At 66.3% G+C, this 24730-nt stretch carries 27 protein-coding genes and 1 pseudogene; 20 read left to right on the top strand and 8 right to left on the bottom strand.

The annotated features are described in order from the left end of the window. The 13 genes from pcaG to AC5RV1_RS10375 all read left to right on the top strand — a co-directional run bounded on the left by pcaG (position 1) and on the right by AC5RV1_RS10375 (position 11274). A complete protein-coding gene (gene pcaG / locus AC5RV1_RS10435) occupies positions 1–573 on the top strand; it encodes a protocatechuate 3,4-dioxygenase subunit alpha (RefSeq protein ID WP_493994476.1) in 573 nt (190 codons plus the stop codon). Then, on the top strand, positions 570–2051 hold the full coding sequence (locus AC5RV1_RS10430; RefSeq protein WP_493994475.1) for a lyase family protein: 1482 nt from the start codon (positions 570–572) through the stop codon (positions 2049–2051). Before pcaG ends, AC5RV1_RS10430 begins: the two co-directional genes overlap by 4 nt. Next, entirely contained in the window at positions 2044–2862 is an 819-nt protein-coding gene (locus tag AC5RV1_RS10425; protein WP_493994474.1) for an alpha/beta fold hydrolase, read from the top strand. The genes AC5RV1_RS10430 and AC5RV1_RS10425 overlap by 8 nt, the downstream gene beginning before the upstream one ends. Continuing rightward, a complete protein-coding gene (gene pcaC / locus AC5RV1_RS10420) occupies positions 2859–3347 on the top strand; it encodes a 4-carboxymuconolactone decarboxylase (RefSeq protein WP_493994473.1) in 489 nt (162 codons plus the stop codon). The genes AC5RV1_RS10425 and pcaC overlap by 4 nt, the downstream gene beginning before the upstream one ends. A 51-nt stretch (positions 3348–3398) precedes the next feature. Then, positions 3399–4598 (top strand): thiolase family protein, encoded by a 1200-nt coding sequence (locus tag AC5RV1_RS10415; RefSeq protein WP_493994507.1) that lies wholly within the window; start codon positions 3399–3401, stop codon positions 4596–4598. Positions 4599–4601: 3 nt separating this feature from the next. Then, positions 4602–5285: a 3-oxoacid CoA-transferase subunit A gene (locus AC5RV1_RS10410; RefSeq protein WP_493994472.1), complete on the top strand. Its 684-nt coding sequence runs from the start codon at positions 4602–4604 to the stop codon at positions 5283–5285. 1 nt (position 5286) lies between these two features. After that, positions 5287–5961, top strand: a complete 675-nt coding sequence (locus tag AC5RV1_RS10405; RefSeq protein WP_493994471.1) for a 3-oxoacid CoA-transferase subunit B — start codon at positions 5287–5289, stop codon at positions 5959–5961. 24 nt (positions 5962–5985) lie between these two features. Beyond that, on the top strand, positions 5986–6789 hold the full coding sequence (locus AC5RV1_RS10400) for an IclR family transcriptional regulator domain-containing protein (RefSeq protein WP_493945480.1): 804 nt from the start codon (positions 5986–5988) through the stop codon (positions 6787–6789). Between the two features lie 128 nt (positions 6790–6917). After that, positions 6918–7244 carry an MmcQ/YjbR family DNA-binding protein gene (locus AC5RV1_RS10395; protein ID WP_493994470.1) on the top strand — a complete coding sequence of 109 codons (327 nt, stop codon included), beginning with the start codon at positions 6918–6920 and terminating at the stop codon, positions 7242–7244. 170 nt (positions 7245–7414) lie between these two features. Then, on the top strand, positions 7415–8584 hold the full coding sequence (locus AC5RV1_RS10390; protein ID WP_493994469.1) for a Re/Si-specific NAD(P)(+) transhydrogenase subunit alpha: 1170 nt from the start codon (positions 7415–7417) through the stop codon (positions 8582–8584). After that, complete coding sequence (locus AC5RV1_RS10385) at positions 8584–8904, top strand: NAD(P) transhydrogenase subunit alpha part 2 (protein ID WP_458780254.1); 321 nt, start codon at positions 8584–8586, stop codon at positions 8902–8904. Before AC5RV1_RS10390 ends, AC5RV1_RS10385 begins: the two co-directional genes overlap by 1 nt. Next, a complete protein-coding gene (locus AC5RV1_RS10380; RefSeq protein WP_493994468.1) occupies positions 8901–10274 on the top strand; it encodes an NAD(P)(+) transhydrogenase (Re/Si-specific) subunit beta in 1374 nt (457 codons plus the stop codon). Before AC5RV1_RS10385 ends, AC5RV1_RS10380 begins: the two co-directional genes overlap by 4 nt. Positions 10275–10356: 82 nt before the next feature. Beyond that, positions 10357–11274: a diacylglycerol/lipid kinase family protein gene (locus AC5RV1_RS10375; protein ID WP_493945474.1), complete on the top strand. Its 918-nt coding sequence runs from the start codon at positions 10357–10359 to the stop codon at positions 11272–11274. Here the strand turns inward: AC5RV1_RS10375 and AC5RV1_RS10370 are convergent. Then, positions 11275–11715, bottom strand: a pseudogene (locus AC5RV1_RS10370) (amino acid-binding protein); the annotation flags it as partial. Positions 11716–11904: 189 nt separating this feature from the next. Between AC5RV1_RS10370 and AC5RV1_RS10365 the strand changes: the two are divergent. From AC5RV1_RS10365 to AC5RV1_RS10355, 3 genes are all read left to right on the top strand, one after another. Then, entirely contained in the window at positions 11905–12972 is a 1068-nt protein-coding gene (locus AC5RV1_RS10365; RefSeq protein ID WP_493945472.1) for an FUSC family protein, read from the top strand. A 72-nt stretch (positions 12973–13044) separates the two neighbouring features. Continuing rightward, positions 13045–13788, top strand: a complete 744-nt coding sequence (locus tag AC5RV1_RS10360; protein WP_493994467.1) for an IclR family transcriptional regulator — start codon at positions 13045–13047, stop codon at positions 13786–13788. Between the two features lie 120 nt (positions 13789–13908). Next, positions 13909–15099: a 4-hydroxybenzoate 3-monooxygenase gene (locus AC5RV1_RS10355; RefSeq protein WP_493994506.1), complete on the top strand. Its 1191-nt coding sequence runs from the start codon at positions 13909–13911 to the stop codon at positions 15097–15099. Between the two features lie 31 nt (positions 15100–15130). Here AC5RV1_RS10355 and AC5RV1_RS10350 read toward each other — a convergent pair whose 3' ends face one another. Next, positions 15131–15670 carry a TetR/AcrR family transcriptional regulator gene (locus AC5RV1_RS10350; protein ID WP_493994466.1) on the bottom strand — a complete coding sequence of 180 codons (540 nt, stop codon included), beginning with the start codon at positions 15668–15670 and terminating at the stop codon, positions 15131–15133. Between the two features lie 52 nt (positions 15671–15722). On the opposite strand from AC5RV1_RS10350, the gene AC5RV1_RS10345 reads away from it, so the two are divergent. Continuing rightward, positions 15723–16778, top strand: a complete 1056-nt coding sequence (locus AC5RV1_RS10345; RefSeq protein ID WP_493994465.1) for an FAD-dependent monooxygenase — start codon at positions 15723–15725, stop codon at positions 16776–16778. Here AC5RV1_RS10345 and AC5RV1_RS10340 read toward each other — a convergent pair whose 3' ends face one another. The 5 genes from AC5RV1_RS10340 to AC5RV1_RS10320 form a co-directional block, all read right to left on the bottom strand. Beyond that, a complete protein-coding gene (locus tag AC5RV1_RS10340; RefSeq protein ID WP_493994464.1) occupies positions 16779–18599 on the bottom strand; it encodes an ABC transporter permease in 1821 nt (606 codons plus the stop codon). Then, positions 18599–19663, bottom strand: a complete 1065-nt coding sequence (locus AC5RV1_RS10335) for an ABC transporter ATP-binding protein (protein WP_493994463.1) — start codon at positions 19661–19663, stop codon at positions 18599–18601. Before AC5RV1_RS10335 ends, AC5RV1_RS10340 begins: the two co-directional genes overlap by 1 nt. A gap of 47 nt (positions 19664–19710) precedes the next feature. After that, positions 19711–20787 carry an extracellular solute-binding protein gene (locus AC5RV1_RS10330; protein ID WP_493994462.1) on the bottom strand — a complete coding sequence of 359 codons (1077 nt, stop codon included), beginning with the start codon at positions 20785–20787 and terminating at the stop codon, positions 19711–19713. Positions 20788–21037: 250 nt separating this feature from the next. Then, on the bottom strand, positions 21038–21472 hold the full coding sequence (locus AC5RV1_RS10325) for an acyl-CoA thioesterase (RefSeq protein WP_493945462.1): 435 nt from the start codon (positions 21470–21472) through the stop codon (positions 21038–21040). A gap of 70 nt (positions 21473–21542) precedes the next feature. After that, complete coding sequence (locus AC5RV1_RS10320) at positions 21543–22046, bottom strand: GNAT family N-acetyltransferase (protein WP_493994461.1); 504 nt, start codon at positions 22044–22046, stop codon at positions 21543–21545. Between the two features lie 145 nt (positions 22047–22191). Here AC5RV1_RS10320 and AC5RV1_RS10315 point away from each other — a divergent pair, with 145 nt between their 5' ends. The 3 genes from AC5RV1_RS10315 (at position 22192) to AC5RV1_RS10305 (ending at position 24030) form a co-directional block, all read left to right on the top strand. Continuing rightward, positions 22192–22704, top strand: coding sequence for a MarR family winged helix-turn-helix transcriptional regulator (locus AC5RV1_RS10315; protein WP_493994460.1), 513 nt, complete (start codon positions 22192–22194; stop codon positions 22702–22704). Positions 22705–22903: 199 nt separating this feature from the next. Beyond that, the gene (locus tag AC5RV1_RS10310; protein ID WP_493994459.1) at positions 22904–23104 is read left to right on the top strand and encodes a hypothetical protein; all 201 of its coding nucleotides are present in this window, start codon (positions 22904–22906) and stop codon (positions 23102–23104) included. Further along, positions 23101–24030, top strand: a complete 930-nt coding sequence (locus tag AC5RV1_RS10305; RefSeq protein ID WP_493994458.1) for a serine/threonine-protein kinase — start codon at positions 23101–23103, stop codon at positions 24028–24030. The genes AC5RV1_RS10310 and AC5RV1_RS10305 overlap by 4 nt, the downstream gene beginning before the upstream one ends. Here AC5RV1_RS10305 and AC5RV1_RS10300 read toward each other — a convergent pair. Beyond that, the gene (locus tag AC5RV1_RS10300; RefSeq protein WP_493994457.1) at positions 24027–24701 is read right to left on the bottom strand and encodes a histidine phosphatase family protein; all 675 of its coding nucleotides are present in this window, start codon (positions 24699–24701) and stop codon (positions 24027–24029) included. The two genes, AC5RV1_RS10305 and AC5RV1_RS10300, sit on opposite strands and share 4 nt — an antisense overlap. Between the last annotated feature and the right edge of the window lie 29 nt (positions 24702–24730).

The raw sequence follows: 24730 nt of genomic DNA, 5'->3' as shown, positions 1-24730 counted from the left end.
ATGAGCACCAAACTGGTACCCACCCCCGGCCAGACCGTTGGCCCGTTCTACGGCTACGCGCTGCCCTTCGAGAAGGACAACGAACTCCTCGCCCCCGGCTCGCCCGGCTCCATCCGGCTCCAGGGCACCGTGTACGACGGCGCCGGCGAGACAGTTCCGGACGCCATCCTGGAAATCTGGCAGCCCGACGCCGAGGGCAACATCGTCCAGAAGACCGGGTCCCTGGTCCGTGACGGCTACACCTTCACCGGCTGGGGCCGCGGCTCCGTAGGCTACTCCGGCGTGTACACGTTCACCACCGTCAACCCCGGCCCCACCAGGCAGCTCCCCGGAAAACCAGCCGCGGCGCCCTTTATTTCGATGGCCGTCTTCGCCCGCGGCCTGACCAACCGGCTCTTCACCCGCATCTACCTCCCGGAGAACGGGGAGGCGCTGGCCAACGACCCGCTGCTCAGCTCGCTGGAACCGGAGCGCCGCAAGACGCTGATCGCGCGCCGCGATCCCGACGGCGGACTCACCTTTGACATCCGCCTTCAGGGTAAGGGCGAGACAGTCTTCCTGGACTTCCAGTGACTGAAGCAGTCCCGGGCAACTTCGGAAGCGGTGCCGATGGCGACGTCGGCCTGCTCACCCCTGTCTCGGCGTCGCCTTTGGTGGCGGCGCTGACGGGGGACCGGGCAGTGCTCGCGGCGATCCTCGCCGTCGAGTCCGGCTGGGCTGCCGTGCTGGAGAAGGCGGGTCTGGTGCCCGCCGGGTCCGCCGCCGTCGTCGCTTCTGCTGCGGAGGCCAGCCGCTACGACCTCGCCGATATCGCCCGCCGGGCACAGGGCGGCGGCAACCCCGTGATCCCGCTGCTGGCCGACCTCCGCACGCACGTCTCGGTTCTGGACGCCTCGAATGTGGGGGCCGGGAAGGCCGTCCACACCTCGCTGACCAGCCAGGACGTGCTGGATACGGCGCTGATGCTGGTTGCCCGGAACACTATCGAGGCACTGCTGGCTGACCTGAAAGGCACGACGGCGGCGCTCGCCACCGTGGCGGAGCGCCATGCGGGCACGCTGTGCGTGGGCAGGAGCCTGACCCAGCATTCCTTGCCGTTCACGTTCGGGCTCCGGGCGGCGCAGTGGTTCCATGGCCTCGCTGCCGCGGGACGGCTGTTGGAAGGCCTGGCGCTTCCGGTCCAGTTCGGTGGTGCTGCCGGTACCTTGGCGGCCGGAACCGTCCTCACCTCCGGTTCGCCGGCAACGCCGTTCAGCCTTGCTGACGCCCTGGCCGCCCAGCTGGGCCTCGCCCCCGCGCCCGCTCCCTGGCACACCAACCGCTTGGCTACCACGTCATTGGGCCATGTCCTGGCAGCCGTGCTGGATGCCTTTGGCAAGATCGCCGCGGACGTCCTGTTCCTGAGCCGGCCCGAGGTGGGCGAGCTGGCCGAACCGCGCGTGGCGGGCCGTGGCGTTTCCTCGGCCATGCCGCAGAAGCAGAACCCGGTGCTGTCCGTGCTGGTACGCAGCGCCGCGCTCCAGGCGCCCCAGTTGGTGGCCCAACTGCACCTGGCCGCCGGGAACTTCAACGACGAACGCCCGGACGGCGCCTGGCACACGGAGTGGCCCGCACTCCGGCAGCTGTTGGCCCTGGCACTTGGCGCCGCAGGCCACCTGAGGGAACTCGCCGAGGGGCTGCAGGTTTTCCCGGACGCCATGCGCCGCAACCTGGATCTTGCCGGTCCGCTGCTGCTGGCCGAAGGCGTGGCCGCCGCTGTGGCGCCCCTGCTTGAAGACAAGGACGGCCGCAACGGCAAGGAGCAGCTCCAGGCCGTCGTGGACCGGACCCTGCAGGCGCCGCCCGCGGAGCAGGCAGCCACCTACCGGAAGCTGCTCCGTGAAGCCGTCCCGCCCGGGGCGCTTTCCGATCTCCGGCTCGAGGAACTCCTCAACCCGGCCAGCTACCTGGGCGAGGCCGCTGAAATCGCCCGGCGCATCCTGGCCGCCTACCCTGAATTTTTCCCTCCAGCATTTGCAGAAACCGACGCGAACGGAGCCCGCCGTGGCTAAACCTGCCTTGAAAGCCGCCCTGCTGTCGCCCCAGCGGGCCATGGGCGGGCACCCCCTGCTGGTGGTGGGCCCCTCCCTGGGCACCTCCACCGTCCTGTGGAACAGGACGGCATCCCTGCTGGGCAACGACTTTGACGTCGTGGCATGGGACCTGCCCGGCCACGGCGTCTCACCGGTTGCAACGGAAGCGTTTGACGTCGTGGCGTTGGCTGATGCCGTGGTGGACCTGATCGACTCCATCGCCCCCGGCGAGTCCTTCCACTACGCCGGTGTCTCCCTCGGCGGAGCTACCGGCCTGCAGCTGGGCATCAAACACGGCGAACGGCTCAAGAGCCTGTCCGTTCAGTGCAGTGGCGCCAAACTGGGCACGCCGGAGGGATGGCTCGAACGTGCCGAAACCGTCCGCAGCCAAGGTACCCCGGTCATAATCCAGGGCTCGGCCCAGCGATGGTTCGCCCCCGGCTTTATGGACCGCGAGCCCGAGCTGAGCAGCAGGCTCCTCCACGCCCTGCGCGACGCCGACCGCTTCAGCTACGCGTTCTGCTGCGAAGCACTGGCGGCCTTCGACGTGCGCGGGGAACTCGGCTCCATCCGCGTCCCCACCCAAGTCATCGCAGGGGCTCTGGACGGTGTGGCCCCGCCGTCGTTTGCCGAGGAAGTGGCAGCAGGCATCACCGCCGGCGGCGGCACCGCCACCGCCGTCACGCTCGAGGGCGTGGCCCACCTTGCTCCCGCCGAGGCGCCGGCGCACGTTGCCGAGCTGATGCGCGGCCTTCTCTCCTGGGTTGAGTCACGGGGAGCAAGCGCATGAGCGGCCGTCAGCCCGGTGGTGAGCGGCACGGCGTGGTCCAGCCCGACGCCACCAGCCAGGAGATTTACGACGGCGGCATGAAGGTCCGCCGCGAAGTCCTGGGCGACGGGCACGTGGACCGGGCCAACGCCAACAAGGACGACTTTACGGAAGACTTCCAGGACATGATCACGCGGATCGCGTGGGGTGGCATCTGGACGCGCCCGGGCCTGACCCGGCAGATGCGCTCCGCCGTCACCATTACGGCGATGGTGTCGCACGGGCACTGGGACGAACTGGCCATGCACATCCGCGCGGCCCTCACGAACGGCCTGGGCAGGGACGAGATCAAGGAAATCCTGCTGCAGACCGCCATTTACTGCGGAGTCCCCTCCGCCAACACCGCCTTCAAAACAGCACAGCAGGTGTTCCAGGAAATGGACAACACCGCCCCTGACAGCACCGGCCCTGACAGCACTGCCCCGGACACGACCCCCACCGGCTAGCCCCGTCCCATCCAACTTAGTTGGGATCACCAGACAGAATTCGAGGAAATGATGAACCAGGCTTTTGTGTATGACGCCGTGCGCACCCCGTTCGGCAAATTCGGGTCCGGCCTTGCCGGGGTCCGTCCGGATGACCTTGCCGCGCATGTGATCAGGGAGTCCGTGAAGCGCGCGCCGGGTCTTGACCCGGAGCGGATTGATGAGGTGGTGTTTGGCAACGCCAACGGTGCCGGTGAGGAGAACCGCAACATCGCCCGGATGGGAACTTTGCTGGCCGGGCTTCCGGTGTCGATTCCCGGCACGACGGTGAACCGGCTGTGCGGCTCGTCCCTGGATGCGGCGATCATCGCCTCCCGCCAGATCAACGCCGGCGACGCGGACCTGGTGCTGGTGGGCGGCGCCGAGTCGATGTCCCGGGCCCCGTGGGTGCTGCCGAAGACGGAGAAGCCGTACCCGGCCGGGGACATGACCCTGGCCTCCACCACGCTCGGCTGGCGGCTGGTGAACAAGGCGATGCCGAAGGAGTGGACGATCTCCCTGGGGGAGGCCACCGAGCGTTTGCGTGAGAAGTATGGTGTCACCCGGGAGCAGCAGGACCAGTTCGCCGCGGACTCGCACAACCTCTCCGCCGCCGCGTGGGACGAGGGGTTCTACGACAACCTCGTGGCGCCGGTGCCCGGAACTGACCTGGTCCGGGACGAGGGGATCCGGGCAGGCTCGTCGGCGGAGAAGCTGGCGGGGCTGAAGACGGTATTCCGGACTGAGAACGGCACGGTTACCGCCGGGAATGCTTCCCCGCTGAACGACGGCGCCTCCGCGGCCTGGGTCGGCAGCGAAAGCGCCGCCGGGGTGCTGGGTTTGGAGCCGCTGGCCCGGATCGCGGGCCGCGGCGCGCACGGCAATGATCCGCAGTACTTCGGGTTCGCCCCGGTGGAGGCGGCGAACAAGGCCCTCGCGAAGGCGGGCATTGGCTGGGACCAGGTGGGCGCCGTCGAACTTAACGAAGCGTTTGCCGCGCAGTCCCTGGCGTGTATCAATGCCTGGGGCATTGATCCGGCGATGGTGAACCGGCACGGCGGCGCGATCGCGATGGGCCACCCGCTCGGTGCGTCCGGAACCCGGATCCTGGGCACGTTGGCCCGGTCCCTGCAGGCCTCGGGGGAGCGCTGGGGTGTCGCGGCGATCTGCATCGGCGTGGGGCAGGGACTGGCCGTGGTCCTCGAAAACGTAACTACTGGCGTGAAGGGCTAGGTAATGCTGACATTTGTTGACTCCGTAAACGAGGCTGTGGCCGGGATCAAGGACGGTTCCACGGTGATGATCGGCGGGTTCGGCAATGCCGGGCAGCCGTTTGAACTGATTGATGCGCTGATGGACTGCGGCGCCACCGGCCTGACTGTGGTGAACAACAACGCCGGGCAGGGCGACCAGGGCCTGGCGCTGCTGATCAAGGAGGGCCGGGTGCGGAAGATGATCTGTTCCTTCCCGCGGCAGTCCGATTCCTGGCACTTTGACGCGAAGTACAAGGCCGGCGAGATCGAGCTGGAACTCGTGCCGCAGGGCAACCTGGCCGAGCGGATCCGGGCAGCGGGGGCCGGGATCGGCGGGTTCTTCACGCCCACCGGGTACGGGACCATGCTGGCCGAGGGCAAGGAAACCCGGATCATCGACGGCCGCGGCCAGGTCTTTGAAACCCCCATCCACGCCGACGTCGCCCTCATCAAGGCCCTCAAAGCCGACGGCAAGGGCAACCTCGTGTACCGCAAGACCGCCCGGAACTTCGGGCCCATCATGGCCGCCGCGGCGAAGCACACCATCGTCCAGGTGTCCGAGGTGGTCCCCACCGGAAGCCTGGACCCGGAGAACGTCGTCACCCCCGGAATTTACGTCAACAGCATTGTCCGCGTAGCCGGCAGCAGTGCAGAGAAGGTGGCCTGAGATGAGCACCGCAACGTCCCTCCAAACCTCGGAGACGGCCATGGGCCGGGACGATCTTGCCCGCCTGGTGGCCCGGGACATCGCCCCCGGATCCTTTGTGAACCTGGGCATCGGCCAGCCCACCCTGGTCTCCAATTACCTCACGGAGGAGCAGAACATCACGCTCCACACGGAGAACGGGATGCTCGGCATGGGACCCGAAGCGCAGGGCGACGAGATCGACGGCGACCTGATCAACGCCGGGAAAATCCCCGTCACCGAACTCCCCGGCGCCTCGTATTTCCACCACGCGGACTCCTTCGCGATCATGCGCGGCGGGCACCTGGACATCTGTGTCCTGGGTGCGTTCCAGGTCTCGGCCACCGGCGACCTCGCGAACTGGCACACCGGGGCACCCGGTGCCATTCCCGCCGTCGGCGGTGCCATGGACCTGGCTACCGGCGCGAAGGACGTCTTCGTGATGATGACCCTGCTCACCCGCGAAGGCGCCTCCAAGATCGTGGAAGCCTGCACCTACCCGCTCACCGGCGTCGGCTGCGTAACCCGCGTCTACACCGACAAAGCCGTCTTCCTCACCGGCCCCGACGGCGTCACCGTCCGCGAAACCTTCGGCTGCACCCTCGAAGAACTCCAGGAGCTGGTGCCCGTCCCGCTGAAGGCCGCCCCGGCATCCTAAGGCGGGGCCCTAGGATTGATAACCATGACCGACGCAGCAGTAGCGGGCGCCCCGCAGGCCAGTGACCAGTACGTCCAGTCGCTGGCGCGCGGGCTCGCCGTCATTCGCGCGTTCGATACCGACCATCCCGTCATGACCCTGACCGAGGTGGCAGCCCGGACCGACCTGACCCGGGCTACGGCGCGGAGGTTCCTGCACACCCTGGTGGAACTGGGCTATGTGCGGACCGACGGCAAGACATTCGCGCTCACGGCGAAGGTCCTGCAGCTGGGGTACGCATACCTGTCCGGCTTGTCATTGCCGCAGCTGGCGCAGCCGCACCTCGAGGAGCTCTCCCTGAAGCTGGGGGAGTCCACGTCCGCCGCAGTGCTGGACGGCACAGACATCGCCTACATCGCGCGGGTCACCACCCGCCGAATCATGAACGTCGGAATCACCGTGGGCACCCGGTTCCCGGCCTATGCCACCTCCATGGGCCGGGTGCTCCTGGCCGGGCTGCCGCCGGCAGACCTGAAGGCGTACCTGGCGGCCGCGGACATCAAACCGCTGACCCCGCGCGCCCTGGGCACGGCTAAGGAGCTGGTTGCCGTCCTGGAGACTGTCCGTGCCCAGGGCTGGTGCCTCCTGGACCAGGAACTGGAGTTGGGCCTGATGTCGGTAGCCGCACCGGTTTACGACGGAACCAAAGTGGTGGCCGCGGTGAATGTGTCACTCCAGGCGCAGTCCGTGGCGGCGCAGCCGGACCCGGACGCCTACCTGGCGTCAGTGGCGCAGGAAATCGTAGCGACGGCGAAACTGGTCTCCGCGGACCTCACCGCCCGCGGCTAATCGCCTTTGATGGAGCTTGTGTCCACGTATGCAGGCTGCAGAGGCGCGGAAGTCGGCATATCTGGACAAAAACTCTTTGGTCACGGCGGGTCTTGTTCGACGGCCGCAGCGCAGGCAGACTGTGGCACATGGCCACCGAGGATGACGTCCGAAAAGCTGCCTTGGCGCTGCCCGGCGTCACCGAGCGGCCGAGTTGGGGCCAGCCGGCCTGGTTCGCCAAGACCCTAATGGCCCGGATCTGGGAGCCCGGAGTCCTCACGGTCAAAACGGAGGAGCGCGAGGCCCTGGCGGGAACCGAACCGGAAACGTACTTCTGGACTCCCCACCATGAGCGCTCTCCCCGGCTGGTCCTGGTACGGCTGAACCGGATCGACACCAAGCTGCTGGATGAACTGCTGCAGGATTCCTACCGGCTCGCCGGAGGGGAGCCCAAGCAGCGGCCGGGGAACCATTAAGGTAACTCTTTGCCACCCAAGCCAGCCGCCCTACTCCCGCCGCAGCGGTGCGGGCCATAGACTCTAGCCAACTACGTGCAGCAACGCCGCTCCGCGAAGCCCTCTGATCCAGACGGACACGGCCCGGCAGGGCGGCGCTGCCGCACCCGTGCAGCGAGGGGAGTCAGCGGGTGAAACTGGGCATACCGCGGGAACGCCGGGAGGGTGAACGGCGCGTGGCCGCCACACCGGAGACGGTGAAGCAACTGGCGGCCCTGGGCGTGGAAATACTTCTTGAGGCGGACGCCGGTGCAGCCGCCGGCCACCCGGACGCGGACTACCGCCAGGCCGGAGCCCACATCGTCCCGCAGCTCGACGAAGCCCAGCTGGATGTCCTCACCCACGTCCGGCCACTTGATCCGCACACGGCGGCGTCCCTGAAAAGGGGAGCCGTGACGGTGGGGCTGGCATCGCCGTCGTCCGAATTGCCCACCGTCCAGGCGCTCGCGGACGCCGGCGTCACATCCTTCGCCCTTGAGCTCGTGCCCCGCATCTCCCGGGCCCAGTCCATGGATGCCCTCAGCTCCCAGGCCCTGGTGGCCGGCTACCGCTGCGTCCTGGAAGCCGCCATCCGGCTGCCCCGGTTTTTCCCGCTGTACATGACCGCCGCCGGCACCGTCCCGCCCGCCCGCGTCCTGGTCCTTGGAGCGGGGGTGGCCGGGCTGCAGGCCATCGGCACCGCGAAACGGCTGGGCGCCCGGGTCTTCGCCAATGACATCCGGCCCGCCTCCGCGGACGAGGTGGCGTCCATGGGCGGTACCTTCATCCGGCTGGACCTGGAAACCGCTGAGGCAGCCGGAGGGTACGCCCGCCAGCTCAGTTCCGACGCCGGGACCCGGCAGCGGCAGCTGCTCGCCCCGCACGTTGCCCAGGCGGATGTCCTGATCACGACGGCGGCCGTCCCCGGCAGGCGTGCCCCCCTCCTGGTCACCACTGAGATGGTGCAGGGCATGCGGGCCGGGTCCGTCGTCGTCGACCTCGCCGCTGAGTCCGGCGGCAACGTGGAAGCGGTGGTGCCAGGGCAGGACATTCCCGTTCCCACGGCCAACGGCTCCGGCTACGTCACCCTGGTCGGCCTGAAGGACGCACCCTCCGCAATGGCGTCAGACGCCTCCCGCTTGTACGCCAAAAACGTCGCCAACCTGCTGGCCCTGATGATCCGGGACGGTGCCTTGGCGCCCGACTTCGACGACGAGGTGCTGGCAGGCTCCTGCCTGACCCACGACGGCACGGTCCGGCACCAGCCCACCGCGGAACTGCTGGCCGCCAGGGCAGGCAGCCGGCGGGAAGGGGTTCTCTGATGGACGGGATGAGCCTGCTGACCATCACGGTCCTGGCGGTGTTCGTCGGCTTTGAGGTGGTCTCCAAGGTTTCCAGCACCCTGCACACGCCGCTGATGTCCGGCGCGAACGCCATCCACGGGATCATCCTGGTCGGTGCCATCATTGTTGCCGGCCAGGCAGCAGACCCCTGGGTGCTCGCAGTAGCCCTCCTCGCCGTCGTCCTGGCCACCGCGAACCTTGTGGGAGGTTTTGTGGTGACCGACCGGATGCTGCACATGTTCCATGCGCGCAAGCAAGTGGCACGTAAAGAGGGCGCCGGGAAGGTGGAAGGCAGGTGAGCCTCCTCGATCCCGTGTGGACATCGCTCCTGTACCTTGCCGCCGCCGTCTTTTTCATCCTGGCGCTGCGCGGCCTCAGCTCGCCCCGCACCGCCCGCCGTGGAAACCTCATCGGCGCGCTGGGTGCCCTGATCGCCGTCGTCACTGTCTTCCTGTCTTCGCGGCTGGAGAACATCCCGTGGATCGTGTCCGCGATAGTCGTGGGATCAGTGGTGGCTGCGCCTGTGGCCCGGCGGGTCAAAATGACGCAGATGCCGCAACTGGTGGCGCTCTTCAACGGCGTGGGCGGTGGTGCTGCGGCGCTGGTGGCGCTCTTGGAACTCAGCCATACGGACGATCCCTGGGTCCGCCTTGCCATTGTGTTCACCCTGCTGGTGGGTGCTGTTTCCTTTGCCGGGTCAGGGGTTACTTTCGCGAAGCTGCAGGAACTGATGACGACACGGCCCGTGGTGTTCAAGGGGCTTCCGGCCATGATGGGCGTGGTGCTGCTCGCGGCGGTGGCCGACGGCGTCGCCGTCATCCTCACCGGTTCTGCCGCGCTCGCGGTGCTGCTCCTGGTCCTGGGGCTTGCCGCCGGGATCCTCCTGGTGCTGCCCGTGGGCGGCGCGGACGTCCCCATCGTCATCTCGCTGCTGAACGCCTTCACTGGACTGGCCGTAGCGGCGTCGGGCGTGGTGCTGGGCAATGTGCTGCTGGTGGTGGCGGGCACGCTGGTGGGCGCTTCGGGTACCATCCTGACCCGCGCCATGGCAGCGGCCATGGGCCGCAGCGTTGCCGGCATCCTGTTCGGCGCCTTCCGGGGAGGTTCGACGGCGGGATCCACGGCCGTGAGCGAGCGTCCGGTACGCTCTTCCAGCGCTGAGGACGTGGCGGTGCTCCTGGGCTACGCGCAGCGCGTGATCATCGTCCCCGGCTATGGCCTGGCCGTTGCGCAGGGCCAGCACACGGCGGCAGAGTTGGCCCAGGCGCTGGAGGCCCGCGGCATCGAGGTGGATTTTGCCATCCATCCCGTGGCTGGCCGGATGCCCGGGCACATGAACGTGCTCCTGGCCGAAGCCAACGTGCCCTACGAATCGCTCAAGGAGATGGGCGAGATCAACCCGCAGTTCAAGACCGCGGATGTTGCGCTGGTGGTGGGTGCCAATGACGTAGTCAACCCGGCGGCCAAGACCTCCTCGGGGTCGCCCATTTACGGCATGCCCATCCTGGAAGTTGCCGACGCCCGGCAGGTGGTGTTCCTGAAACGGTCCATGCGGCCGGGTTTCGCTGGCATCGAGAACGACCTGCTGTACGAACCCCAGACGTCCCTGCTCTTCGGCGACGCCAAGGACTCCCTCGCCCAGGTTCTCGGAGCAGTAAAAACGCTTTAGCCGCCAAGCTGATGACCTGCTCTTAGCAGGCAGGCTAGTCTTCTGTGAGAAGTAGCCTTTCCATTCGCCACCGAAGGACGCCATGACTGCCAACTCCAATGCCCCGCAACGCGCAGCCATCATCATCAACCCTGCCAAGCCGGTGGACATCGATGTGCGCGAACTGGCAGCCAAGCACAGCGCCGAAAACGGCTGGGGCGAAACGCTGTGGTTCGAAACCACCAAGGAGGACCCCGGCGTCGGCCAGGCGAAGGAAGCCCTCGCGCAGGGGGCCGACATCGTCATCGCCGGCGGCGGCGACGGGACGGTCCGCTGCGTGGCCGAAGTACTCTCGGGGGGCGATATACCCATGGGCTTGCTTCCCTTGGGCACCGGCAACCTGCTGGCCCGCAACCTCGGCATGGATGTCACGGATTACGACGGCGCCATGGCCGGCGCGTTCGCCGGCACCGAGCGGAAGATCGACGTCGTCCGTGCCCGCCGGAGCGACCCCGAGAAGGAGCAGCTCTTCCTGGTGATGGCCGGTGTGGGGTACGACGCCACCATCATGGCCGACACCGACGAGGAGCTTAAGCACAAGGTGGGCTGGCTGGCCTACGTGGATGCCGGCATCCGCAACCTGCCGGGCAAACCGGTCAAGGCAACCATCGTGATCGACGGCCAGCAGGCCGTGCGCCGCGGGGTCCGCAGCGTCATGGTGGGCAACTGCGGCAAGGTGCAGGGCGGCCTGGAAATTTTTCCTGAAGCCAAGATGGATGACGGATTGCTCGACGTGGCGGTGCTGGCTCCCCACCATGGCCGGCTGGGCTGGCTCTCGGTGGTGGCCGGAATGATCGGCAAGGGCCGGGGCAAGGACACCGCTGTGGAGTACTTCCAGGGCAAGACCGTGGAAATAACCCTGGAGCACAATGACGACTACCAGCTGGACGGCGACCACGAAGGTCAGGGCAAGCACGTCCTGATGTCCTTGGACCCGGGCGCACTGACCATCCGGATGTAGCTAGTGGGGTGTGCCCGCCGCCCGCTGGTGCGACAGGATTTCGGCGAGCTCTGCGAGCCGGTGGGCCCGGGCTGATTCCGCCGGCGTGAACGGTTCCCCGGGCCGGACGAAGATGATGGGGCCGTGCCACGCGGTGGGGATCTTGAGCCGGGTGCCGGCGTCGTCCTTTTCCAGGGCGGCCGCCGCAGGAGTGAGGATCCGCGCCCGGAGCAGCTCGGCCACCGCCAGCGGAAGTTCGTCCGGTGCGTCCGCGATCCGCGCCGCAAGGCTAAGTGCCCTGGTCTGCCCGTCCGCCATGGCCAAGGCGGTGGTGGGCCAGACGTGCGAGCGTGTCCCGCCGCCCTCGTGCAGCGCGTCCAGGAGCCCGCGCTCGCCAAGGTGCCCCGGGGCTGACAGGACAAACTCGTCCAGCACCCCGTCCGCCACCGGATGCACGTGGATGTCGCATGCGTGTTCGGTACGGGAGGCTTCATGCCTCAAGCATCAGGGGGAGCTGTTTCAGCGGTGTTGCCCCGCGGTTCCATTCATGGGAACGCCCGGGCCGGCTCCGGAGGGCCCCGACGTAGGATTTAGCAGGAACGTCAGCGCGGCCGCCCGTCAGAAGTCCACCCGCAGGAAGGCGCTCCTTTCGTGAAGATGCTCGCTGAGATGTTCAGCATTGGTCCCGGCAACAAGGACCACCACCCCGCACTGCGGTGCGCCGTGGGCGTCTTCGTTCCGCTCCTCACGCTGGTGCTGCTGGGCCGGCTGGACCTGGCAATCTTCGCATCCTTCGGCGCCTTCACCGGAATCTACGGCCGCGGCGAACCGCACGGAACCCGGTTCGCGCTCCAACTGCGGGCCGGGCTGCTGATGCTCGCAGTCATTCTCCTGGCCACCCTGGCGGCGAGGGCAGCGGCGGCCCTCGAACTGGACGGCGCCGGCACAGCGTGGCTCCTGGTTCCAGCCACCACCCTGGTGGCTGGCGCCTGCTCATTGATCATTTCCTGGTGGCGGATGCGTCCGGCCGGCTCGCTGTTCCACATCTTCGCGTTCGCGGCGATCGCTTCCATTCCGAACCAGCCTCCGCTGTGGCAGGCCATGCTGGTGGCCGTCCTCACCACAGTGTTCTGCCTGCTGGTGGGCTTCTCCTCCAGGATCCTCCCCAGCCACCGGACCCCCTGGATCCGGCCAAGGCCCGTCCGCCGCACGCCCAACGAAAAACGGACCGCCTGGCTGGAGGGCCTCGGCTACCTCATCGCCGCAGGCCTGGCCGGGACCCTGGCCACCTGGGCCGGCCAGCTGCTGGGCTTCGGGCACAACTACTGGGCCATGGTGGCAGCCGTTGTGCCGCTGGTGGGGCACACCACCCGGCACCGCATCCGCCGTGGCGTTCAACGGATCATCGGCACGGTTCTTGGCCTGGTGATCCTGGCCGGGATTGTGCTGCTGGACCTGGAACCCTGGCAGACGGTGCTGGTCATGGCACTGTGCCAGTTCGGCGCGGAAATGTTCATTATCCGCCAATACCTGCTGGCCCAGCTTTTCGTCACACCCCTCGCCCTGATTTCCACCCTCCTGGTGGTTCCGTCCCCGCCTGCCATCCTGCTCCGGGACCGCATCATTGAAACGGTGATTGGGGCCGCCGTCGGCATTGCCGTGGTGCTGGCCCCGGAGGTCTGGCGCCGCGTTCGTGGACGGACGACGGCGGGAGTCTAGCGGGTGCGCCAGCCCACGGGGGGCTTTCGGCGGTAGGCTGGGAACGTCCCATTGAACGGAAGCGGGTGTGTGGTGGCTAATTCCGCGTCAGGTGATTCGGTGGTGGACAGGATCGTTCGCCTTATCGCTGCCTTCCCGCAGGATGTCCACGCCCTGCAGCTCTCCGAACTTGCAGAACGGGCAGGCCTTCCGCTGACCACCACCCACCGGCTGGTCCGCCAGCTCGCCGGCCATGGCCTCCTCGAAGCCGGACCCGGTGGCACGGTGCGGCCCGGACTCCGGCTGTGGGAGCTGGTCAACCGGACCTCTCCCACGCTGGCTCTCCGGCAGGCGGCGATGCCTTTTATGGAGGACATCCAGCAGGTCCTCAACCAGAACGTGAACCTCGCGGTGCTTGACGGCTGGGAGGCGCTCTTCGTGGAGAGGCTGTCCCGGCGGGGTTCGGTGGCCAACCGGGCCCAGGTGGCAGGCAGGATGCCGGTCCACATTTCTTCTGCCGGGCTGGCGTTAATGGCGCACCAGGACAAGGCCCTCCAGGGGCAGTACCTGGACCAGTTCGCCGACCCTGACGGGAAGGTCACGCCGGACGACGTCCGGGGGCTGCTGGCCGAAACTGCGCACCAGGGATTCGCCCAGCTGAAGGGCGTGGTGGACCCGGACACCTGGGGTATCGCTGTGCCCGTGCTGAACCGCCGGCAGCGCGCCGCGGCATCGCTCGGCGTCGTGGTGCCCCTGCGCGAGATGCGCCTGCAGGCGCTGGTGCCCGTGCTGCAGACAGCCGCACGCGGTATCGCCCGCCAACTGGCCGATTCCTGACGCTTCCTCCATTCAACGGAATCAGTGTGCCCGTGGTCACTCTGTGTGGCGCACACTGGGTGCCAGACCAGGAAACCCGGCACCGCCCCCGCGGAGCCCGCAATGAAGCGAGACAACGCCATGGCAGCACGAAAAATCATCACCACCCAAGTGGCCATTATGGGAGCCGGGCCTGCCGGGCTGATGCTCTCCCATCTCCTGGCCAAATCCGGCATCGACTCCACCGTGATCGAAGTCCGCAGCCACAAGGAGATCTCCGAAACGGTCCGCGCCGGCATCCTGGAGCACGGGACGGTCAACATGCTGGTGGACAGCGGGGTCTCGGACCGGGTGCTGCGTGACGGCGACCGGCACGACGGCATCGAACTGCGCTTCAACGGTGAGAGCCACCGCGTGGACTTCAAAGAGTTGGTGGGGGAGTCCGTGTGGCTGTACCCGCAGACGGACGTGTTCCTGGACCTCGCTGCCCGCAGGAAGGCCGACGGCGGCGACGTCCGCTACAGCGTCACGGACACCTCCGTCCACGACCTTGAGGGCAAGCCAAAGGTCTGGTTCACCGATGACGGGGGCGTGGAGTACGAGATCCAGGCGGACTTCGTGGTGGGTGCTGACGGGTCCCGGAGCCATTGCCGGTTCCAGATCCCGGAAGCGCACCGCAAGTGGTACTTCCACGAATACCCCTTCGCCTGGTTCGGCATCCTCGCCGAAGCCCCGCGCAGTTCCGACGAGCTGATCTACGCAAACTCCGAGAACGGGTTCGCCCTGATCAGCCAGCGCACCGCGACCGTGCAGCGGATGTACTTCCAGTGCGACCCCAAGGAAAACGTTGCCGAGTGGGATGACGACCGGATCTGGGCCGAGTTCCGCCGCAGGGTCAACGGCAACGGCTTCGAGCTCAACGAAGGGCCGGTCATCGAGAAGATGGTCCTGCCGTTCCGCAGCTTCGTCCACACGCCCATGCGCTATGGCAACCTGTTCCTGGCCGGGGACGCCGCACACACCGTGCCACCCACCGGCGCAAAGGGTTTGAACCTGGCGATCCACGACGTGAAAGTCCTCTTCGAAGGACTCGACAGCCACTACAACTCCGGCTCCGGCCGCCTCCTCGAGGGCTACAGCGACCGGGCCCTCGAACGGGTGTGGAAGGCCCAGCAGTTCTCCTACTGGATGACCACCATGCTGCACACCCCTACCGACGCCGATGACTTCTCCCGCGCGCGCCAACTCGGCGAACTGCATTCCGTCGTCTCTTCCCGCCACGGCATGGCCTACCTCGCCGAGGCCTACACCGGCTGGCCCGGCCAGGCCTGACAGCTCCGGGGGCGCGGTGGGGAAGAACGCCTCAGGGGGCCAGCAGCCGCCGGACTGCTGCGGCAATGGCTGCAGCGTCGGGCTGCTCGTCCCGCCTAACCGTCAGCAGGTGGAGCAGCACGCCGTCACCATAGTCGGCAACGTCCCGGGCCCGGGCGGGTGCATCGGCTATGCCCAATACCGCGAGGGCCTGTTCGAGGCCGCCCACCAGCCGGAAATGCCCGGCTGTTACTGATTCGGGCTGGTCCAGAGAGAGGGCCAGCCGGGCTCGGGTGAGGCCCTCGTGTTGTCCTGCCAGGGCCAACACCAGGGCGGCCAGTTCGGCTGCAAGCTCCTCAACGGTCTGCGGCGGGCCGGCCGGTCCCTGGTCCTGCAGGAGCGCGGCGTCCAGCTCCAGCAGACGGTCCAGCACCGCGTCGACCAGCGCCGCGCGGCTCCGGTAGTAGTTGGAAGTTGTGCCTTGGGGCAGTGTGGCCGCTGCATCAACGGCCCGGTGGGTGAGGCCCTTCATCCCCTTATCCGCCACGACCTTCAAGGCGGCATCCATCAGTTCTGTGCGGCGGTCAGGCATTGGCCCAGTGTATGGCCCTTCCCATGTACTACAAAAGTAGTAGAATCGCCCCATGCAAGCAATCTCGATTGTTGGCGGCGGCATTGCCGGCCTGGCGCTGGCCTCCTGCCTGGACCCGGACCGCTTCGACGTGACCGTCCACGAGAAACGGCCAGAGCTGCCCACCGTTGGTAACGCGCTGGGGATGTGGCCGAACGCCCAACGTGCGCTCGAACGGATCGGGGTGCTAGAGGAGGCGCGGGCAGTCAGTCCCGTGATCGGCAGCGGGTCGGTCCGCAACGCCGCTGGCGCGCCTTGGGTCACTGTCAGCGGTGGGGATATGTTCGCGATTTCCCGGGTTGACCTGCTGCGGCTGCTTGATGCGGCCGTACCTGGGACGGTGCGCCGGATGACGGGCAATGTCCAGGCGCTTCCGGCCCCCAACGGCCTGGTGGTAGGGGCGGACGGCGTGCACAGCATGGTACGCCGCGAGGTGTGGGGTGCCCGCACCGCTGCCAGACTCACGCCATACCTTGCCCTCCGCGGGACTCTCCCTTCCCGGGTCAACCCGGACGTGGTGGGCGAGTACTGGGGCCGCGGGGACTTGTTCGGCCTCGCCGCTGCACAGGATGGATTGTTCTGGTACGCCAGCTACCGGTCCGGGCTTGGCCCCTATGGAATTGATGCTGCGGCAGCCTTGGAGCAGGCCCGGAAGCGCTACGCCGGGCACTCACCAGCCATACGCCAGGTGCTCGCTGCCGCTACGCCTGAAGGCATCCTGGTGCAGCGGATCTGGACGGCTCCCCGTCTTAGGTCCTTCGTCCGCGGCAGGTTTGTGCTCATCGGCGACGCCGCGCACGCCATGGCTCCCAGCCTCGGGCGTGGCGCCTGCGAGTCGTTGGTGGACGCGGTAACCCTGGCTGACCTCCTCAATACACTGCCCGTGGATGAGGCACTCCGTGCCTACGACCGGCGGCGCGTGCTGTCGACCGGCGCCCTGAGCCTGGCGTCCTCGGCGCTGGTGCGCGTCGCCCTTGCGGATCGTGCCCAACCGCTGCGCGACGGCCTGCTAAGGCTTGCCCGACGGCGGAGCCAGCGCGCCGTCGCCGGCACCAGTTCCGGCGGCTGATCAGCGAGCGGCAGCTGCGGGCTGAGTGGTGTCCTCGGTGGGCACAGGGGCGCCGGCGAGGGTGGGCCCGGCAACGGGTGCGGCAGGCGGGATGCCCGGCAGCCGCTTCTTTGCTGACCCGCGCCGGCGGGACCGGCCGTAGACGAGATACATCGTGACACCGGTGATAACCATCAGGAGCACGGTGTAGACGAAGGTATTCGCCACGCCTTCCACGCCCTCGGCCCCGTCCGTGTTGGCCTTGATGACCAGGCCGAGGGGCTGGACCAGCGGGTGGGCAAGGAAGATGGCTGTGTCGTAGTCGTCCAGCAGGCTGTTGAAGTTCAGGGCCGTGATGGCGGCGGCCGCGGGCAGCACCAGCGGCAGGAGGATCCGCCGGAACACGTAGAGGGTTTTGGCGCCCATGATGGCTGCCGCTTCCTCGAGTGAGGAATTAACCGAGGCGAAGGACGCCTTGAGCATGCGAAGCGTGAACGGGATCTTTACGGTGACAAAAGCGATAAGGAGGATCACGGTGGTTCCGGTAAGTACAGCCCCACCCACCAGCGGATTCGGATGGTCGTAACTGATGATCAGGCCCAGGGCCAGAAGGGCTGACGGCAGGACCCAGGGGATGTGCAGCAGGTATTCGAAGACCGCCGACACCCAGTTCCTGTACTTCTGCAGCAGCCGGGCCACGAAGAGCAGGCCGCCGACGGCGATCAGGGCAGCCAGCGCGCTGTACACCACACTGACGACGAACGGACGCAACCCGGACTGCTGGGTCAGGACCCGGACATAGTTGTCCAGCGTCAGGTTTCCCAGCGTGAGCTGTCCGGTCTGGATGGCCGCGCCGTCGGCGAACGAGTACACAACGATCAGAACTACCGGCAGGGTGTACACGGCAAAGAGCAGGTACGCCACGGCGTGGACCGCCACGTTTGCCACTGGATTGGCGATGTCCTGCTTCTCCAGGGCTGATGAAACCTTTGACACGGAAAAATAGGTGCCGCCTTTCTCGAGGCGCGACATCACCGCGAGCATCAGGATGGTGGCCACGCCCAGGATGACTGCAAGCAGCGCCGCCAGGTCGCGTGAGGTGGGACTGTTCGTAAACGTCAGGATCATCGGCGTGATCGTTTGGAAATCCCGGCCGCCCAGCACCTGCGGGGCGCTCAGCGCACCGAGGCCGGTGAGGAAGGAGAGGATGGTGACGGCGAACAGCGTTGGCTTGAGCATGGGCAGCACAATCCGCCGCAGGATGGTCCAGGTTGAGGCGCCGAGGTTCCGGGCTGCCTCAATGGTCTGGTAATCGATGCCCTTCAGCGCGTTGGCCACGAAGAGCATGTGGTTGGTGGTGGTGGCAAAAGTCATCACTACCAGGACTGCGAAGAACCCGGAAAACCACCCCGGGTCCATGGCCGGGAAAACCTTCACGAGCAGGGACGTGACGATTCCTTTGTCCCCGTAAATGAACTTGTAACCGGCGGCCAGGACGATGCCGCCGTAGATGAAGGTGGAGGCGTAGCCGAGGAAAAGGATCCTTGAGCCCCGGATGCGGAAGTAGTGCGTCACCAGGACAATAAATATTCCCACCAGGTTCACGGTGATGGACAGGGCGACGGCGAGCAGGAAGCTGTTTCCCAGGGCTTTCATGGCGCGTTGGGAAGAGAAGAGTTTTTCGGCAGCGCGTCCCGAAAAATTGCCGTCCGGGAAGAAGGTGGCGATCAGGACGTTGAGGTTTGGCCACACCAGGAACGCAGCGATGAACCACGTGAGGACAGCCCCGACCACCAGGACGAAGGGGGAGCGGGCCATGCGGCGGACCGGTGTCCCGGCCATCACAGGGATACCGCCTGGTCTTCCCGCTTGAGTACGGCGCCGGTCCCGGGATGGTATTGCAGCACGTGGGCGGGCTGGAGGTAGATGGTGGTCTCCGTGCCCGGCTCAGGATGGGCGCCGCCGTCTTCCTTCACCAGCAGGCGGATGTCCGCGCCATGGCTCCGCACCACGTAGCGGCTGTGAAGGCCGTGGTACGTGCGGGACGTCACCGTTCCGGGAAGTCCGACGGCGGCACTCCCGTCCGCCGCCGGGTTCAGCGACGCTTTTTCAACCCGGAGATAGGACTTCGCGTCCGGGCTGAGCCCCGCACCTGACAGCCGGTTCAGTTCCGCCACGAACTCAGGCGTCAGGGCGGAGCTGTCCCCGATGAAGTTGCAGACGAACTCGGTGGCGGAGTGATCATAAATCTCCTGCGGGGTTCCCACCTGCTCCACTACGCCTTTGTTGAAGACTGCCACGCGGTCGCTCATCGCCAATGCCTCGTCCTGGTCATGGGTGACGTAGACAGTAGTAATCCCGAACTCGCTTTGCAGGTCCTTCAGCTGCTGCCGCAACTGATGCCGGAGCTTGGCGTCAAGGTTGGACAAAGGTTCATCCAGCAGCAGGATCTTGGGCCGCAGCACGAGTGCCCGCGCCACCGCCACCCGCTGCTGCTGGCCGCCGGAAAGTTCAGCCACGTTCTTGGACAACTGCTCATCGCTGAGCTCCACCCGCCCGGCAATGTCCCGGACCAGGCGGTCGCTGTCCGCTGGTTTCTCCTTCCGCACCCGCAACCCGAAGGCAATGTTCTCCCACACACTCATGCTGGGGAACAGGGCATAGTTTTGGAAGACCATGCCCACCTGCCTTTTGTCGCTGGGAAGCCGGGTCACGTCCTTGCCATCCACCTGGACTGTCCCCGCGGAGGGCTGGATGAAACCTGCCAGGGTGCGTAACGCGGTCGTTTTGCCGCAGCCTGAAGGCCCCAGCAAGGTGAAGAACTCGCCTGGCCGGACGTGCAGGTCCAGATGCGGAATGGCGGTGAAGTCACCAAAGGATACTGTGATGTTGTCCAAGCGGATCATGGCAAAACCTGTCTGGTGAAGCGGGTGGGAGGGCCGGAAACCGCGGGTTACGTCATGTACTCGAGCTCGATCTTCTCCACCCAGGCGCCCATGTTCTCCTGCACGAACTCCCAGTCGATATCCTGTTGCTTGAGGTCCGCGAAGAAGTCCACCACCTCGGGGTTGGCCTTCGCTTCAGCAGACTTGTTCACCGGCATGGAGTTGAACTGCTGCGCAAACTCGCCCTGGACGTCGGCGCTGCCGAACCAGTCGATGAACTTTTGGGCCTGCTCCTTCTTCTTGGTGCCCTTCACCAGCGCCACCTGCTCCACGGCAAGCGGGACACCGACGGACGGGATCACCGTCTCAACGTCCACCTTGAACGACTTTTCACGCTCGGCGATGATCGAGGACGGCATCTGGCCCATGTCCACTTCGCCCGATGCAATGCGGGCAAAGAGGTCGGTCTTGGCGACGGCGGGGCTTCCGTTCTGGAAGTACTGTTCCACCTGCTTCCAGCCCTCATCAGAAATGCCCAGGTCGCCTGAGTCATCCCTGTAGCGGCTCAGGATTCCGGCGAAAACCAGTTGCGCAGTGGCAGTGCCCAGGCCCGTGACCCGCTCATAGCGGGCCTTGAACTCGTCCTTCGTCCAAAGGTCCGTCCAGTCCTGCGGGGCAGCATCCTTGGCAAACTTATCGGAGTTGTAGCCCAGGAGGATGGCCTGCTTGACCAGCGGCCAGTAGGTCTCGCCGTCGCCCAGTTCCTTGTCCACCTCGCCGGCCCAGGCGGGCTCATAGGGTTCAAGGGCACCCTCGGCTGTGATTTGGGAGAAGTACATGTTGTTCAACCCGAACGCAACGTCAGCGATAGGGTTGTTCTTCTCTGCGATCAGCTTGTTGGTGGCGTCTGCGCCGCCTGCACCGACAATCTCGATCTTGAAACCAGCCTCCGCTGCTTTTGTGGTCAGCCACTCGCCGCGGCCTTCACCGTTGGAGTTCGTATAGACAACCAGGGTCTCCCCTGAACCCCCTGCGGGGGCCGAGGAGGCATCGCCTGAGGCGGCTGGTGTTGCTGTGCCCCCGCCGCATCCGGCGAGGAGGGTGACGGCGACGGCGGCGGCAACCAAAGTCTGCAATTTACGCACGATCAGGACTCATTTCTGGACTGGAATCGGAGCATGTCCGGCAAGCCTATAGCCGGGCATGACGAAAGTCGGGCCCTATTGCTATCGATTTGATAAACAGCCCGACTGTCCACCGTGGTCCAACGAGGGAAACGCCCGGCGCCGGGCGGGCAAACCTGCGGTTAACGTTTGCCGGGGTGCCGCTGCGGGTCGTCCGGGAGGGCAGAGTGTGCGGGACGGCAGTCCTGCCGTGCCCGGTCCTGCCCGTGCGTCAGTCCTGCTGGAGGGTGTCCGTGAGGTGATGGGTGGGGATCCGGTCCCTGTCATAGGTGATTTGGGTGTAGCCGTGGGGCTCCGGTTTGCCGGAGGCGTTGAGGTTCACGAAGACGATCTCTTCGATGGTGAGGATGCTCTGGCGGGTGATCATGTTCCGGACTTCAGCGCGCATCGTCAGGGATGTTCGGCCAAACCGTGTTGCCGTCAGCCCCATCTCAATAAGGTCGCCCTGCACCGCAGAGCTGACGAAGTTGATTTCCGAGATGTACTTGGTGACGGCACGCCCGTTACCGAGCTGGAGGATGGCGTAGATGGCCGCTTCCTCATCGATCCACTTCAGCAGGCTGCCGCCGAAAAGAGTGCCGTTGGCGTTGAGGTCCTCGGGCCGGACCCACTTTCGGGTGCGGAAGGTGATGTCTGCTGATTCCATAGCCCGAGGTTAGCGGAGCCCTGCGGGCGGCACCGAGTGTGACGGATCCCCGCGCCACCCGCCGCTCCTGCTACGCCATGGCGGTATGAGCAGCGCTGCGGGCGTGGATGCTCTTGGCATAGCAGTAGGAGTGCGCAACGCCAATGTAGGGGCCGAAGTTTGGTACCGGCTCGAACCCGGAGTTCTCGTAAAAGTTGCGCCCGTCAGGCTGGGCGGACCCGGCCTCCGCTTTGATGCGGGTGATTCCCTGCTTAAAGGCCTCGGCTTCCAGCGCCGCCAGGATGGAACTGGCCACTCCCGATCCGCGGGTGTAGGGGAGAACGTACAAGCGCTTTATTTCTGCTGTCCTGTCATCGAGGAGCCGCAATCCGCCGCAGCCCACAGGCTGGCCGGATCCCTTGTCATAGGCCACCAGGAACACGGCGCAGTCAGCACCCGACGGCGGGGTGCCGGGTTCATGGTCAGGGGTACCAAAGCGGGCATCGAGTTCAGCTTGCTGGGCACGGCGCAGGTCCGCACCAACCGGGTTGGACCACGTGACCTGCCGGATGTTCAGGCGCGGATTGGTCTGCATGTCTGCCTCGATTCGCCGAAGGGATATGCAAATCAAGGCTAGGAGGCTCTGGTTACGCTGGTGTTTCTCTTCGGTAAGCGGCCGAATAACGCTTACGGCGGCACTCGCTTGGCTGTCTAGATACCAGTTGATCTAGAATGTTTGCATGCGTTCCACCGGTAATGAAGGCTCTGGCTATTGGTACGGTCCCGACGGCCAGCTGGACTACAGCGCGGCAGTGCTGAAGTCCCTGCGGGATTATCGGGCCGCTGAGACGATCGTCCGGCGTTCTACCCGTGACTCCATGGGCATGGGTGAAACGGACATCCTCGCCCTGCGCTACCTGCTGCGCGTCCAGGCCGCAGGCGAGGCGACAGCGCCAAAGGATCTGAGCCAGTTCCTGGGAATCACCAGCGCCTCCACCACCACGCTGATAGACAGGCTTGTGCGGAGCGGGCACGTGCGGCGGGAAGCCCACCCTACGGACCGGCGCTCCGTGGTGGTGGTTCCAACCGTTGAGTCGGACAAGGAAGTCCGCGTGACCCTAGGTGCGATGCACCGCCGCATGATGGCGGTTGCTGAGGGGTTGAGCGCCGACGAGGCGCGCGTTGTCATCGAGTTCCTGCAACGAATGACTGACGCGTTGCAGGACGTTGATGAAGGGCACGGACACAAGTAACTAGCCGGACTAGCTAGATCGACTAGTAATATGTATGCTTACGATCAATCCTGAAATAACTTCGGCTGGAGTCGTGAGAGCGTTGGCAACTTTTTCTGACCTTGGTGCTCTGAGTGCCTGCACCAACAGGCTGTCGCTGGACCCTGCAGGGCAGATGAACGGCGCGTGGCACGGGGCCCCCTTGCACTGCGGAACAACCATGGAACTGGTGACGCCTGCTGTGGGGCCGGTCGCCGTCGGCTATACCTTCGAGCCGGACGACGGCCGTCCCGTCCAGCTGCCGCCTGTCTGGCGCTGCGGCTGCGGCTTTCAGCTCGACGCCTGGATCCGTTCCCCCTACGCTTCCCGGGAGCAGTTTACTGATCCGGGAGAAGCCCATACCGCGGCCCTCTCCGCATGAGTTCCGCCGCAGCAGCGCCACTGCAGAAGAGCGCTCCCCTTCTTCCCGGGATGTCCCTGATGGCGGACCGTTACCACCTCAGGGAACGCTTGGGCCGGGGCTCACTGGCTGAGGTTTTCCGCGCTGCCGACCTTGCGGGCGGTCCCGATGTCGCCGTCAAAGTCGCTGTTGGCGGCTCCGCAAAGCACTTCGAGAGGATCCGCAATGAAGCAGAAGTCCTGGCCGCACTGAAACACCCCTCCATCATCAGGTTCATTGCCCACGGCGTGATGCCCGCCGGGACGCAGCTTGCCGGCCGACCATTCCTGGTTGAAGAACTGGCCCTCGGGGCGAGCCTTGCAGAGGCAGCGCGCAGCGGCCGGCCCGGCGCCGGTGACGTTGCGGGTTGGGCGTACGGCCTCTTTGGGGCCCTTGCGCATCTGCATGGGCAGGGATTGGTCCACCGTGATATCAAGCCCGCCAACCTGATGCTCAGCGGCTTGCGGAGGAGTCCGGTACGCATCATCGACTTCGGCATCGTGGCTGCCGCCGGATCGGCTCCCGAACCGGGCATCTCGTCAGGAACGGCGCACTATATGAGTCCGGAGCAGGCGGCGGGCGGGTCGGCCCGGACCTCGTGGGACGTCTACGCCATGGGCTTGGTCCTGTTGGAGCTTCTCACGGGGTCCAAAGCCTTTCCCGGCACCGCCATCGAGTCCCTGGTGGCGAGGACCCTTCGCTGCCCGGTCATCCCGGATTCCCTCGGTCCCGGATGGTGCAGCTTTTTGAAGGCCCTTACGGCCATGGACGGCGATGCACGGCCGACGGCGGCTGAGGCTGCCGTTATGGCTGCACGGCTCGTGCACCAGGTACCCGTTGTGGAGAGCACCAGCCAGTGCCGAAAAATGGTCGTGTTCCCGGCCCGCCGGATCAGGCAGCTGGTTTAGGGCCCTTCCACATTGCGTCCGGTAGGGTCCTGAGCTGTGGGATCGGCAAGTGCCAGGCCGCCCACCGGGCTGCCGTCCCAGTGGATCAGCCTCCACCCGCTGTGCGGATCACCCTCGAGCGCCACAATCCCGGTGTTGGCCAAAGCATGTTTCGCGGCGAACTCGTGGTCGGCGTCCTCGGCCCGCCGTCCGGCCCAGGTACGGATGGCTGCGCCGTGGCTGACAACTGCTGCCGTGGCCTGATCCCCGGATGCGCGGTCCAGAACCCGGGCGATGGCTGTATCAAACCGTTCGAAGAAGTCATGCCCGTCAGGCCCGGCCGGCATCCGCTGGTCAAGATCCCCGGCGGCCCAGGAAAACACCGTGCCCATGTACCGTTTGTGCGACTCGTGGTCGGTCAGTTTTTCCAGTGACCCGGCCTCGATTTCGTGGAGGCCATCCATGACTTCGACGTCCAGGCTGTACAGCCGGCCCAACGGTGCCGCGGTGATCTGGGTTCGAACCAGGGTGGAGGCATAGAGGGCCTCGATCGGCTCGTTGGCTAACGAACGGGCCAGGGCTTCGGCCTGCCGCTCACCCAGTTTAGTAAGCCCGGGACCGGGGTGGGCAGTGTCCAGCTGGCCAAGCACGTTGCCCGGAGTTTGTCCGTGGCGGATCAGGAGCAGCTTCATTCCTCCAGTTTCGCACCTTGAAGCATGGT

This window comes from Arthrobacter sp. Hb9-2, assembly GCF_059091165.1.
This window is presented reverse-complemented; position numbering and strand designations above follow the sequence as displayed.